The organism is uncultured Mesonia sp. (assembly GCA_947499595.1).
GTDB lineage: Bacteria > Bacteroidota > Bacteroidia > Flavobacteriales > Flavobacteriaceae > Mesonia > Mesonia sediminis.
This window is the reverse complement of record CANMOY010000001.1, coordinates 187,318-200,197: the sequence shown is the minus strand read 5'-3', so window position 1 is coordinate 200,197 and position 12,880 is coordinate 187,318. Positions and strand designations below refer to the sequence as shown.

12 protein-coding genes, 1 other RNA gene and 1 pseudogene are annotated in these 12,880 nt (G+C 33.9%); 6 read left to right on the top strand and 8 right to left on the bottom strand.

Going from position 1 to position 12,880, the window contains the following annotated elements; genetic code table 11:
- Nucleotides 1-3: 3 nt before the first annotated feature.
- Both kdsB and ACH2AZ_RS00900 read right to left on the bottom strand, forming a co-directional pair.
- Nucleotides 4-735 carry a 3-deoxy-manno-octulosonate cytidylyltransferase gene (kdsB, locus tag ACH2AZ_RS00905; RefSeq protein WP_394906214.1) on the bottom strand — a complete coding sequence of 244 codons (732 nt, stop codon included), beginning with the start codon at nt 733-735 and terminating at the stop codon, nt 4-6.
- Between the two features lie 32 nt (nt 736-767).
- Entirely contained in the window at nt 768-2,189 is a 1,422-nt protein-coding gene (locus tag ACH2AZ_RS00900; RefSeq protein ID WP_394906213.1) for an ATP-dependent RecD-like DNA helicase, read from the bottom strand.
- 117 nt (nt 2,190-2,306) lie between these two features.
- Here ACH2AZ_RS00900 and ACH2AZ_RS00895 point away from each other — a divergent pair, with 117 nt between their 5' ends.
- Genes ACH2AZ_RS00895 through ACH2AZ_RS00885 form a run of 3 tightly spaced genes read left to right on the top strand, consistent with a single transcriptional unit; the run spans nt 2,307 to nt 4,285 of the window.
- Nucleotides 2,307-2,954: a hypothetical protein gene (locus ACH2AZ_RS00895; RefSeq protein ID WP_394906212.1), complete on the top strand. Its 648-nt coding sequence runs from the start codon at nt 2,307-2,309 to the stop codon at nt 2,952-2,954.
- A complete protein-coding gene (locus ACH2AZ_RS00890; protein WP_394906211.1) occupies nt 2,917-3,744 on the top strand; it encodes a DUF3822 family protein in 828 nt (275 codons plus the stop codon). The genes ACH2AZ_RS00895 and ACH2AZ_RS00890 overlap by 38 nt, the downstream gene beginning before the upstream one ends.
- 4 nt (nt 3,745-3,748) lie before the next feature.
- On the top strand, nt 3,749-4,285 hold the full coding sequence (locus ACH2AZ_RS00885; RefSeq protein WP_394906210.1) for an RsmD family RNA methyltransferase: 537 nt from the start codon (nt 3,749-3,751) through the stop codon (nt 4,283-4,285).
- Here the strand turns inward: ACH2AZ_RS00885 and rnpB are convergent.
- Nucleotides 4,280-4,586, bottom strand: an RNA gene (gene rnpB, locus ACH2AZ_RS00880) — RNase P RNA component class A. The genes ACH2AZ_RS00885 and rnpB overlap by 6 nt on opposite strands.
- Nucleotides 4,587-4,708: 122 nt before the next feature.
- On the opposite strand from rnpB, the pseudogene dnaX reads away from it, so the two are divergent.
- From dnaX to ACH2AZ_RS00865, 3 genes and pseudogenes are all read left to right on the top strand, one after another.
- Nucleotides 4,709-6,426: pseudogene (dnaX, locus tag ACH2AZ_RS00875) on the top strand (DNA polymerase III subunit gamma/tau).
- A gap of 1 nt (nt 6,427) precedes the next feature.
- Entirely contained in the window at nt 6,428-7,009 is a 582-nt protein-coding gene (locus ACH2AZ_RS00870) for a tRNA-(ms[2]io[6]A)-hydroxylase (RefSeq protein ID WP_394906209.1), read from the top strand.
- Complete coding sequence (locus ACH2AZ_RS00865) at nt 7,002-7,619, top strand: class I SAM-dependent methyltransferase (protein ID WP_394906208.1); 618 nt, start codon at nt 7,002-7,004, stop codon at nt 7,617-7,619. The genes ACH2AZ_RS00870 and ACH2AZ_RS00865 overlap by 8 nt, the downstream gene beginning before the upstream one ends.
- Nucleotides 7,620-7,787: 168 nt before the next feature.
- Here the strand turns inward: ACH2AZ_RS00865 and ACH2AZ_RS00860 are convergent, their stop codons facing one another.
- The 5 genes from ACH2AZ_RS00860 to ACH2AZ_RS00840 are packed head-to-tail and all read right to left on the bottom strand — an operon-like array spanning nt 7,788 to nt 12,878.
- Nucleotides 7,788-8,693 carry a Ppx/GppA phosphatase family protein gene (locus ACH2AZ_RS00860; RefSeq protein WP_394906207.1) on the bottom strand — a complete coding sequence of 302 codons (906 nt, stop codon included), beginning with the start codon at nt 8,691-8,693 and terminating at the stop codon, nt 7,788-7,790.
- Nucleotides 8,694-8,708: 15 nt separating this feature from the next.
- Nucleotides 8,709-10,778 carry a polyphosphate kinase 1 gene (ppk1, locus tag ACH2AZ_RS00855; RefSeq protein ID WP_394906206.1) on the bottom strand — a complete coding sequence of 690 codons (2,070 nt, stop codon included), beginning with the start codon at nt 10,776-10,778 and terminating at the stop codon, nt 8,709-8,711.
- Nucleotides 10,771-11,271 (bottom strand): SixA phosphatase family protein, encoded by a 501-nt coding sequence (locus ACH2AZ_RS00850; RefSeq protein WP_394906205.1) that lies wholly within the window; start codon nt 11,269-11,271, stop codon nt 10,771-10,773. Before ACH2AZ_RS00850 ends, ppk1 begins: the two co-directional genes overlap by 8 nt.
- A 5-nt stretch (nt 11,272-11,276) precedes the next feature.
- Nucleotides 11,277-11,930, bottom strand: coding sequence for a pyridoxamine 5'-phosphate oxidase (gene pdxH / locus ACH2AZ_RS00845; RefSeq protein ID WP_394906204.1), 654 nt, complete (start codon nt 11,928-11,930; stop codon nt 11,277-11,279).
- A gap of 39 nt (nt 11,931-11,969) precedes the next feature.
- Complete coding sequence (locus tag ACH2AZ_RS00840; RefSeq protein ID WP_394906203.1) at nt 11,970-12,878, bottom strand: ribonuclease Z; 909 nt, start codon at nt 12,876-12,878, stop codon at nt 11,970-11,972.
- Between the last annotated feature and the right edge of the window lie 2 nt (nt 12,879-12,880).

Genomic DNA, 12,880 nt, shown 5'->3' with positions numbered 1-12,880 from the left:
AAATTAGTTGGCCCATTTTTTTCTTGCCTTTTCGAGATCTTCTGGTATATCAATACCAATTACAGGTTTATCGGTAATTACCATTTTTATAGTTTTACCATATTCTAAATAACGAAGACATTCAATTTTCTCCGCGGCTTCTAAATCAAGCATAGGTAGCTTTGCAAAGTCTAGTAATGCTTGTTTTCTAAAAGCATAAATCCCGATATGTTTGTAATGTGTAATCTTTTTATCCTCATCTCTAACAAAAGGAATTACAGATCTTGAAAAATAAAGCGCTTTTTGTTCTCTGTCTACAATCACCTTAACATTGTTAGAATTTTCAATATCCTGTTTATCGTGCAGCGGAGTCATTAAAGAAGCTAAATCTACCTCTTGTCTTGAGTCATTTTTAAATACTTCAAGAAGCGCTGCCAGTATAGAAGAAGAGGTAAAAGGCTCATCTCCTTGCACATTCACTACGATATCGGCATCAATATGAGCAACGGCCTCGGCAATTCTGTCGCTTCCGCAGGCATGATCTTTAATACTCTTAAATGCTTTACCTCCGTTAGTTGTGATCTCGTTAAATATTATATCGCTATCAGTAACCACAATCACATCATCAAAAAGATTGGTATTACAAGTGGCTTGGTAGGTACGTAAAATAACACTAGCCCCACAAAGATCTTGCATTAATTTACCTGGAAAACGGCTGGCATCGTAGCGCGCCGGAATCATCGCAATTACTTTCATACTTTAACTATTTTTGGCGAAATTTACGCTTTTTAATCCGTAAAGAAACTATTTTTAAAGCCAATAAGATAAACTTGCTTTTTGGCACGCGTACAAGCGGTGTATAGCCATCTTAAGTATTCCTTATCTATTTCATCTCTTACAAAAGGTTGTTCTATAAAAACAGTATCCCACTGTCCTCCTTGTGCTTTATGGCAAGTCATTGCATAACTAAATTTTACTTGTAAAGCATTGAAATAGGGGTTGCTTTTAACCTTAAGAAATTTCTTGTATTTTGTAGACTCATCGGCATAATCTTTCATCACTTCATTATACAATGTATTGGCCTGCTCGTAAGGTAAAGAAGCTGCATTAATTTGCAAAGTATCTAACATAATAACCGTTTCAAATGGCTTCACATTAGGGTAGTCAACCATCTGCACCTTAACTTCGGCAAATCTGAAACCATACAATTCTTTAACGGCAAAAATCTCGAGAACTTCAATGATATCACCATTGGCAATAAAGCCTGCTTCAGAATTAGGTTTAAGCCAGAAGTAGTTATTTTTTACCACCATTAAAAAATCTCCTGCAGCAATTTCGCTTTCGCGGAATAAAATTCGAGATCGAATTTGTTCGTTGTAAATATTGGCTCTTTTATTAGACATGACTACGATGGCAGTTTCTTCATGCCCCTTGTTATCATATGAAGCGTTAATAGCATCCATAATCTCATAACCATCTAAAAGGCGAATAAAATCACTTCCTGTTTTACTAAACTGGAAATTAGCAAAATCACCATCTTTTATTTGCTCTCGTAAAGCGGTTGCATTCTCAAGAATAAGAGATAGTTCTTCTTGGCGCATCACTTGAGTCAATTCTATTTCATCTACCGTTTTATGGTATTGTCTAGAGAGTGTTTCGGCATCTAATGCCGGACTAAGATTATGATGTATTGGCGGAAGCTGTGCGGTATCTCCAATAAATAGGAGCTTACAATTTCGACCATTATAAACATATTCAATTAAATCATCAAGCAGTGAAGCATCTAAGAGACCCGTATTACCTAATGTTGAATCGGATATCATACTGGCTTCATCTACAATAAAAACCGCGTTCTTATGTTTATTCTTTTGTAATGTAAAACTTATTCTACCTCCACTCGATTTTTTAGGGTAATAAATTTTGCGATGAATGGTTTGTGCTGGGTAATTTGAATAATTACCCATAACTTTGGCCGCTCTTCCCGTTGGAGCCATAAGGATAGGAGTGGAATTAATATGCCACAGACTTTTAACTAAAGTTCCTATCAAACTTGTTTTTCCTGTACCTGCATATCCCTTTAGCACAAACATCAAATCTTTATCTTTTGAAACAAGAAAATGGCTTAGTTTTTGAAACGCACTCTCTTGTTTTAAGTTAGGAGAGTGAGAAAAAGATTTAATTAGAAGTTTAAAGAATTCTGGGGCTTTCATAAACGAGGCTTAAGTTTTCAAAGATAAAAAACGCATTTTTAACCAATGAAACTTTTACGAACAAAAAAAAATTGTAGATTTGTGCACATACACGTTTAGTAAACAAAAAGAAATCATATGAAACTTGTTATTCAATTAATTTTATGGGTGGTAATTGGGTTTTTAGGATACCTAACCTTTAATTCAATTTATGACCCCATTCAGTTTAACAAAATTAAAGAAAAGCGTTATCAACAGGTAATTAATAAATTAAAAGACATTCGAGAAGCACAATTGGCGCATAAAGAAGTTACTGGTGTTTTCTCTGATGATTTTGATGGATTGGTAAAGTTTATAGACACCGCAGAATTTACGGTAACACAGCGTAGAGACACCACCGTTCTAGATGAAGAGTACAAAAAAACATATGGTGTAGACCAATATAAAAGTATTACACTAATAGATACTTTGGGTTATGTACCGGTAAAAGACTCTTTGTTTAAGCAAAAAGATTACAAGAATTTAAAATATGTACCCACGACCGATAAATCTGTAACATTTGAAATTGACGCGGGAAAAATTAAAAAAAGAAAAGCTATTATTCCGGTATTTGAGGTGAAAGTAGCTAAAGATAAAATTTTAGCCGATCAAGATCCTGATTTAATTATGCAGGAGAAACAAGTGATTTCTGTAGATGGTGTAAACGGTGAATACCTTAAGATTGGTTCTATGACCGAAGTTAATACCAATGGAAACTGGCCAAAAGTATACGGATCTAGTGAGTAATACACCTACTAAAATAAATTATAGTTTATCCATCTTGATTGCTCAAGATGGATATTCTTTTTTTGTAAAGGATCAAAATGGAATTCTTTTTCAAACAGAGAAATGGGCTTCAAATAGTTTGAGTATAGCTGAATTACTTAAGCTTCTCGAGCAGGAATTTCTTCCTCAAATAAAAGATTTCAGAGAAGCTATTAAACAACTTAGGGTGACTTATGCTAACAGGCTTTTTACTGTAGTCCCTACCCCCTACTATACCAATTTAAGCGCCGCTCAATATTTACAATATAATACTAAAATTCTAGCTACAGATGAGGTATATACAGATACTATTAAACCTTTAGATTTAAGTTTAATTTTCATACCCTTTACAGCAATTAACAACTTTTTTATTGAAAATTTTGGCGATTTCAACTTTAATCATCTTGCCTCTAATATAATAGAAAAAACACACGGGATAGCAAAAAAAAATATAGCGCAAGATTTCACTACAACAGTTACTGCTTTTACAGATTATTTTTTTCTGTGCATATATCAGGGCGATAAATTAAAATTGTGCAATGTGTACCCTTATACTTCAAAAGAAGACTTTTTGTACTATACGCTTTTTGTATTTGAACAATTGAGTATCTCACCACAAGAAATTCCATTGCAATTCTTATCTCCTCTTAACCAAGAAAGTGCTTTATACAAATTAATGTATAAATATTTTGTAAACGTTAAAATAAATAAAGAAATAACAGATACTAAAAATCTAGAAACAAAACAGAGCTTCATCCATTTATATTCATAAAATTATGAGAATCATTTCAGGAAAGTTTAAAAGTAAACGCATAACAGCTCCTAAGAAACTGCCTATTCGGCCAACAACCGATATCGCCAAGGAAGGCCTGTTTAATATTTTAAATAATACTTATAATTTTACAGAATTAAACGTACTGGATTTATTTGCTGGTTCTGGTAATATTTGCTACGAATTTGCTTCAAGAGGTTGCACTAAAATCACGGCAGTTGACAAGCACTATAATTGCATAAAATTTATAAATCAAACCAGCGCATCCTTAGAAATTCAAATTAATACTATAAAAAAAGATGTTTACACTTATTTGAAAAGTGCTAATCAAACTTTTGATTTAATTTTTGCAGACCCTCCTTACGACTTTACCACAGACCAATTTGAAGAACTTGTACAGTTAGTATTTAACCAACAACACCTAAAAGACGAAGGAATACTTATAATAGAGCATCCAAAAATTACGCCTTTATCAAGTTTAGCCTATTTCGTAGACGAACGTCGCTATGGCGGATCAGTTTTTAGTTTTTTTAAAAAATAAAGTAGGCCTATAAGCCGGATTCTGTTTTTCTAAAAAGAAAATCTTATCATTTATCTGGAGTTTTTGTTACCAAAAACCTCTAGCTGTCTACCCTCCAACAATGACCGAGCAAGTCTTAAAGTTGGTTTACATGACATTGCACCGTATAGAGTTTACCTGATTTCACTACAGCATAACCTGTACATTCTTTCTGTTGCACTTGTCCTAATTTCACAATTGATGGCCGTTAGCCATTATACTGCTCTGTGGTGTCCGGACTTTCCTCTTTCAATAAATTGAAAGCGATAAGACGGCCTACTTTTTTGCAAAGATAATATTTAATTTAAAAGCAAACCTAGACAGCTCAAATTTACTTTTTATGCTTCTAAATTTAAGTCATTCTAGGCAAGCACAGATTTAAAATAATCTGCTATATTTGCGATGATGGAACATTTTATAGTATCAGCAAGAAAATATAGACCAGAATCTTTTGAGGATGTGGTAGGTCAGCGCGCAATTACCAACACATTGCAAAACGCGATTAATAACAACCATTTAGCTCAAGCGCTTCTTTTCACAGGGCCTCGAGGTGTTGGTAAAACTACTTGTGCTCGAATTTTAGCAAAGAAAATCAATCAACAAGCACAAAACGAAATAGAGCAAGATTTTGCGTTTAACATTTTTGAACTTGATGCGGCTTCAAACAACTCTGTCGATGATATTCGTTCTCTAACCGATCAAGTACGCATTCCCCCTCAAACGGGAAAGTATAAGGTTTATATTATTGATGAGGTGCATATGCTTTCTACGAGTGCTTTTAATGCATTTCTAAAAACTTTAGAAGAACCGCCAAACCACGCCATTTTTATTTTAGCGACTACAGAAAAGCATAAAATTATTCCAACCATTTTATCGCGCTGCCAAATATTCGATTTTAAGCGAATAAGTGTTTTAGATGCTAAAAACCATTTGGCTAAAATAGCTCAACAAGAAGGAATACAAGCCGAAGATGATGCTTTACACATAATTGCTCAAAAAGCAGATGGGGCCATGCGCGATGCGCTTTCAATATATGATAGGGTAGTTAGTTTTAGTGGCTCAAATTTGACTAGGCAAGCTGTGGCTGAAAATTTAAACGTTTTAGATTATGAAGTTTATTTTGAGGCAACCACGCACATCCTAAATCAAAATATACCGCAACTTCTTTTGCAATTTAATTCGGTGCTAGCAAAGGGCTTTGACGGTCAACATTATATTGCCGGTTTAGCTGCCCATTTTAGAGATTTATTTATTTGTAAAGAACAAAGTACAATTGCACTATTAGAAGTAGGGGAGCAAACTAAAAAGAAATATTTTGAACAAGCCCAACTAGCGAACACCGATTTTCTAAAAGAAGCAATTGAATTGGCAAATTCCTGTGATCTCAAGTATAAGGGAGCGCAGAACCAGAGACTTTTGGTAGAATTATGCTTAATGCAACTCGCTTCGATTACAGAAGGTAAAAAAAAAACGCTGAACCCTACATAATTCCTGCCAGTAACTTTGTTTCGGTTAAAAAAGAACAAAAACAGGTTATTGAAACACAAGAACATGCCCACGCTAAAGTTGATAATGTAAAAGATCAAAAAACACCTTACAAGCAAGATCACAACCCACCACCCGCTTCTAACTTAAATAAAGTCAAAAGCAAAGCTAAACCAAAATCCGTTTCTGGTTTGTCTTTAAAGAGTATTGACAAGAAAAAGGAACTGAAGCAGAAAAAATTGCAACGAGAAGAAAACCAGCCCAAAAAATTAAATGAAAGTTTTACGGAGAGTGAAGCTCTATTGGCTTGGGATGAATATGTTCTAAAATTAAAAAAGAAAGGAGAGAAAATTCTAGCCTCGATTCTAGAAACCGATAGACCAAGTCTTAAAGACAAAACCTTACATATCACCCTGCCCAACAGTACAATGAAAGTTGAACTAGAAAGAGCACAAGGACCGCTAATTAGCTATATTCGTAATCAGGTAAAAAACTCGTTTGTAGATTTATCAATTGCGGTTAATGAGGAGGTCGCCAAAAAATATGCATTTACAAGCCGTGAAAAATTTGACAAATTAGTACAAAAGAATTCCAACTTAGAAAAACTAAGAAGATTGTTTGATTTAGATATAAAATAATATGTTAGGACTAAAATTACCAACAGACCCTAGATGGGTTAATATAGCTGAAAAAAATATAGAGGAAATTTTAATAGATCACGCATTTTGCGAGCAAAAAGCAGCGTCTACCGCTATCTCATTAATTGTTAGTTTTCCTGAATATGAAGATTTAGTTAAAGAGATGATAAGTCTAGTTCAGGAAGAAATGAGTCATTTTAAAATGGTTCACGACCTTATTTTAGAAAGAGGTTTTGCTTTAGGAAGAGATCGAAAAGACAAATATGTTATAGAGTTACTTAAATTTTTCCCAAAGGGAGGAAGCCGAATAGACCAAATGGTACATCGTTTGCTTTATGCTGCACTAATAGAAGCTAGAAGTTGTGAAAGATTCAAGTTATTATCTGAGCAATTAAAAGATAAAGATTTGCGCTTATTCTATAAAAAATTAATGATTAGTGAAGCTAACCATTATACTATGTTTTTAAGATTTGCCAGAAAATATGGTGATTTAGAAACCGTGAATAAAAAGTGGAATGAACTTTTGGAGTATGAAGCAGAAATAATGAAAAATCTTGGTAAAACACATAGTATTCATGGATAACAAAATGCAAAAACATTGGGAAGACGTCTATAAAAACAAACCCTTAAATACTGTTAGTTGGTACCAGCCCAATGTAGATACTTTTAAAAAGGTAGTTCAGCGTGTAAAGTTAAATGCAAATTCGGTCATAATTGACATAGGAGGCGGCGATAGTTTTGTTGCCGATTTTCTTATTGAAAAAGGGTTTAAAAATGCTCACGTTCTCGATATATCTAAAAATGCGATTGAAAGAGCAAGAAAAAGATTAGGAACTAATGCTAAACAAATCAATTGGATAATTAGCGATGTAACTAGTTTTCAAACATCAATTAGCTTTGATCTATGGTATGACAGAGCTGCATTTCATTTTCTTAACGACGAAAATCAAATTGATGAATATGCTAAACGAGCTACTGAGTATGTAGCTGAGAATGGCTATCTGGCCATTGCTAGCTTTAGTAAAAATGGTCCAGAAAAATGTAGTGGCTTACCGGTTAAACAACATAACCAAGACTCTTTAAAAATAATTTTTGGGAACAACTTTAAGCTTATTGATTTTTTTGAAGAAGATCATCAAACACCCACCCAAAAAAACCAAAATTTTACCATATGTATTTTCCAAAAAAAATAAAATCAAAATGACCAAAAACACCTCGCTGTTATTATTATTATTTTGCTTATTTCTTTTTATAGCGAATTTATTCACTTGGCATATAGAAGGCTTCTATTTTAGAGGTTTTGGCTTATTAATGATGTTGGCTATATTTTATATACGTTTTAGGAAAATACCTCCTTCAGACTAGAATATATGTTGCTTTTGCTCTTCATTGTACATATATTTAATAATTCCATCGGCTAGACCTATTTTAGGTACATAAACTTTACGCGCCCTACTCCATTTCATTGTAGACAAATAAATTTTTGTAGCCGGTATTATAACATCGGCACGATCTGCATTCTGATTAAGCTTAACGATACGCTCCTCATAGGTTAAAGAGGTTAGCAGCTGGTAATAAGAACTTAAATAAAAATAACTTAAAGGTTTCCCTATTTTTTTTCCACTGCTTTTAAAAATGTTATTAATATTACCTCCAGAACCAATCAACGAAATTTTTGTGTAGCCTTTAGTCACCTTTTGTATCCAAACCTTCATTTCATCCCATAAACTATCATCAACTCTATCATTGAGTAAACGTACTGTACCTATTTTAAAAGATTTTGAAACAAGTTTTTTTCCTTCCGTAAAGAAACTAAGCTCAGTACTCCCCCCACCTACATCAACATACAAGTAGTTTTTATCATTTTGTATTAGATTTCTCAAGTCGGTGGTTGCAATCATTGCAGCCTCATGTTCACCATCTATAATCTCGATATCTATACCGGTTTCTGCTTTAATGTTTTGTGCCAGTTCTTGGCCGTTTTCTGCATCACGCATAGCCGAGGTAGCACAAGCTTTATACTTAAGAACTTTATGAGATTTCATCAATAATGCAAAGGCTTGCATTGTGTCTCGCATTCTCTTCTTATTTGACTCTGAAACCTTTCCTTTTAGAAAAACATCTTCACCCAAACGAATAGGAACCCGAACCAATGAAGTCTTTTTAAAAATTGGGGCTTGTTCTTGGGGTTCAGTTATGGTTGCAATAAGCAAACGTACTGCATTTGATCCAATGTCTATTGCGGCGTATTTCTTTATGCTAAGCATAACAATGTAATTTTTTTAATTTATCTTCTCTAAATAGTAGTCATAAGTTGCAAATTGACTGCGTACTGCAGGCTCTTGCTGCGGTACATAAAGGTTGTTTTCTTGTGCAGAGAATTTCCTGGCTTTTACATTATCTTTCCAACAAATCTCAAAGGTTTCAATAAGCTCCCTCTGAAGGTTTTCTTGATAAACAGGACAAGAAATTTCAACTCGGTAATCTAAATTTCTAGTCATCCAGTCTGCCGAAGATATATAAACTTTAGGCTGATTGGCATTATTAAAGATAAATAATCGAGGATGCTCTAAATATTTATCTACGATACTTATGGCTTCAATATTTTCGCTCATTCCAGGCACTCCAGGAATTAAGCAGCAAATACCTCTAACAATTAATTTAATTTTAACTCCTTCATTACTAGCTTCGTATAGCTTGTCAATCAACTTATAATCCGATAAACTATTCAGTTTTAATTGAATCCCACTAGGCAAGCCTTGTCTTGCATTATCTATCTCTTGCTGAATTAACCTTGTGAATGTATTGCGAGAGTAATGCGGTGAAACTATAAGATGTTTGTATTTAGAAACCTTGTAATTGGTTTCAAAAAAATCGAAGACTTGATTCACCTCTTTTAAGATATCTTGATTGCAAGTAAACAGCGTGAAATCTGTATAAATTTTCGCCGTATTTTCATTAAAATTTCCCGTACTAATAAATCCGTACCTCTTTTTCTTTTTTCCTTCTATACGTTCTACAACACAAGCCTTTGCATGAACTTTTAAACCAGGAACTCCAAATATTAAATTTACCCCCTCACGCTGCATCTGTTCAGCATAACGGATGTTGTTGGCCTCGTCAAAACGCGCTCTTAACTCAATTGATACTGTTACTTTTTTTCCATTTTTCACAGCATTTACTAAAGAACTCGCGATATGAGAAACTTCTGCGAGTCTATATATAGTAATTTTAATAGACTTCACCTTAGGGTCGATTGCTGCTTCTCGCAGAAATTTAACCGTATAAGAAAAGGTATGGTAAGGCGTATATTGCAGATAATCTTTTTGTGCAATAGCTTTTAAAAGACTTTCTTGTAATGGCAAATCTTTAATGGGTAAAGCAGGTACCTTTTTATATAATAAATGTTTTGCTCCCAGGCTAGGAAACTTCATGTAATCCCGTCTATTGTGATAACGGCCACCAGGGATAATACTATCTGAATGATCTAAGCCCATTTTAGTAAGTAAATACTTCAGCGTATCACGCGGTATGGTTTTATCAAAAACAAAGCGCACAGGCTCACCTATAATCCTATCTTTTATACTGCTTAACAATTTTTCAATATAACTTTTATCTAAATCACCAGCCATATCCAATTCTGCATCGCGGGTAATTTTAATCATATGTGCCGTTATACTTTTGTAGTCAAAAATATTCAGTAAATTTTTTAGATTATAGCGTATTATATCATCTAGAATTATTAAATATTTCCGGTCGTCATTAGAAGGCAACTCAACAAATCTATCTATACCTCTAGGAATTTCAATTAGCACATAACGCTTGGTTCTATTTACCTCATCTGGGTTTTTTAAATGCATAGTAATAGCTAAGTAGGCCGCACTACCTTTTAAACTAGGCATTTCTTCAAGTTCATCTAAGATTATTGTAACTAAAGCTGGACTTACCTTTTGTAGAAAATAATCTTTTAAAAAAGCTGCTTGTTCTTGATTTACTTCGTTTTCACGGATGATAAATATGTTATTGACCTCTAGTTCTTCTTGAATTGCTTTTAATATTTCTAAACTCTGGGCTTGTTGCTCAATAACTATTTGTGTGATTTGTTTTAATAATTTCTTTGCACTAATTCCACCTAAAGCTTTCTTCGCTCCTTTACCCGCTTGCATAATTCTCTTGACCGTAGCATAGCGTACTTTGAAGAATTCGTCTAAATTGTTAGAAAAAATACCTAAAAACCTTAATCGCTCAATTAACGGTACACTTTTATCGGCCGCTTCTTGCAAAACGCGGGCGTTAAATTGAAGCCAACTTATCTCCCTATTGGTATACTTAAAACCAGACTTTTTACTCATTCCGTAGGTTTTTAGGAAACAAGCAATAGTCCACCCTACCCTGTGTTAATTTGCCCCAATCTTCTATGCTAGGAAAATCTAATTTAACCAAACCTGTTGTAGGAAAATTAACAATTGGCTGATCCCCAAAAAGGTTTATAAGATTTGTAAACCCTGGGTTATGACCAAATAACATAATGGTATCGTATTTACTATGCTGTTGCTGAATTATATCAATTACATCTTCATGGTTAAAGGTATACAATGCATCTAGCCTTTTAAACTCACTTTTTGAAACATTTAATTCTTGTTTAAACAATTGAGCTGTTGTTATGGCTCTGGTGGCTGTACTACTTAACACTAGCATTTTACTTGTGACCTTTAGTTTGGGTTTTAGCTCTTCCAAGACTAAATTTGCATCTCTAAAAGCCCGCTTCTTTAACGGGCGCATTTTATCTGGCAAACTTTCTTTCCACGATGATTTACCATGACGAACAAGAATTAAACTTTTCATGAAATTTAAGGGGCTAAACGTTTTTTACTCCAATTGTTCTCTCCATTTTTGCTAAATAAAAACCTATCGTGCAAACGATTGGCTCTACCTTGCCAAAATTCTATTTCTATAGGCTTTATTAAGTAACCTCCCCAGTGATCCGGACGTTTTATTTCCATATTATTTTCTGCAACCGCTTTTTCTAGAGCGCTTAACTTAGCCTCCAAATACTCCCTATTTGGAATTTCGTGACTTTGATTAGACACAATTGCGCCCATTTGACTTCCCTTAGGTCTAGAATAAAAATAGGCATCAGATTCTATCGCATCTACTTTTTGGGCCAAACCCTTAATTATCACTTGTCGTTCAGCTTGAGGCCAGAAGAAACTAAGGTTTACCTTATTGTTTTTGGCTATAGCTTGCCCCTTGTCACTATTGTAATTGGTGTAAAAAATAAAACCATTTTTAGAGAAAGATTTTAGCAAAACAATTCTAGATTTCGGGAAACCGTCCGTTTCTATTGTTGTTAAGTTTACAGCATTCACTTCGTCTGCTAAATCATTTTCATCAATTTCTTTGAACCACTCCGTAAAGAGCATCATCGGATCCTTATTTTCTTTATCGAGATCTAAAGAAAATTTCTCATAGGATTTTCGGTAGTCGTGTAGTTTATTTTCCATACTGCAATTTACAAGATTATCAGTTAAGGAAAAACAAATTTAATCAAAAGTAATTGTTAGGCCATCTTGCGCACAAATCACATTTTCAAAAAACTCCTGCGCTTCAATTTTAAAATTATTAATGTCATCATAGCGGGTAGAATAATGCCCTAGAATCAATTGTTGAACCTGTGCCTTTTGGGCTATTTGAGCTGCTTGTTTTGCTGTTGAGTGTAAAGTTGTAGCACAAAGATGGGCGTGGCTTTCTAAAAAAGTTGCCTCATGATATAAAGCTGTTGCATTTTTTATTTGTTCAACTATTATAGGGTAGTATGCCGTATCACTGCAAAATGCATAACTTTTTGTAGGTTTAGGTGGTGCGGTTAATTTTTCATTGGGAATTAAATCGCCATTTTCAAGAAGTATATCTTTGCCTTTTACGATACTTTTATAATAGGCTTTATCTATTTCATAATTTAAAACCTCATTCATCAGAAGCTTTCGATCGCCCGGCTTTTCTTTAAATAAGAAACCGTTAGTATAAACACGATGATTTAGAGGTATAGTCTCAACTATTACTTTATCATCTTCTAAAAGTACCTGAGGCTTATTGGATTCAAGCTCATGAAAATACAAATTATAACAAGTCCAAGATTTTGAATATTTTAATTGAAGAACAATTATTTCTTTAATTCCTTTAGGTCCATATATATGTAAATCTGTTTTTCGCCCTAATAAGTTAAAGGTAGAAATAAGTCCTACCAAACCAAAAAAATGGTCTCCGTGAAGGTGAGATATAAATATATGTTTTATGCGTGAAAATTTTACTTTGTTTCTTCTTAGCTGCACTTGAGTACCCTCACCACAATCGATCAAAAACAAGTGATTTTTGATTTGCAAAACCTGTGATGTGGTATGATTAAAAGTTCTTGGGGTTGCCGAATAACAACCCAGCACAGTAAGCTGCATAT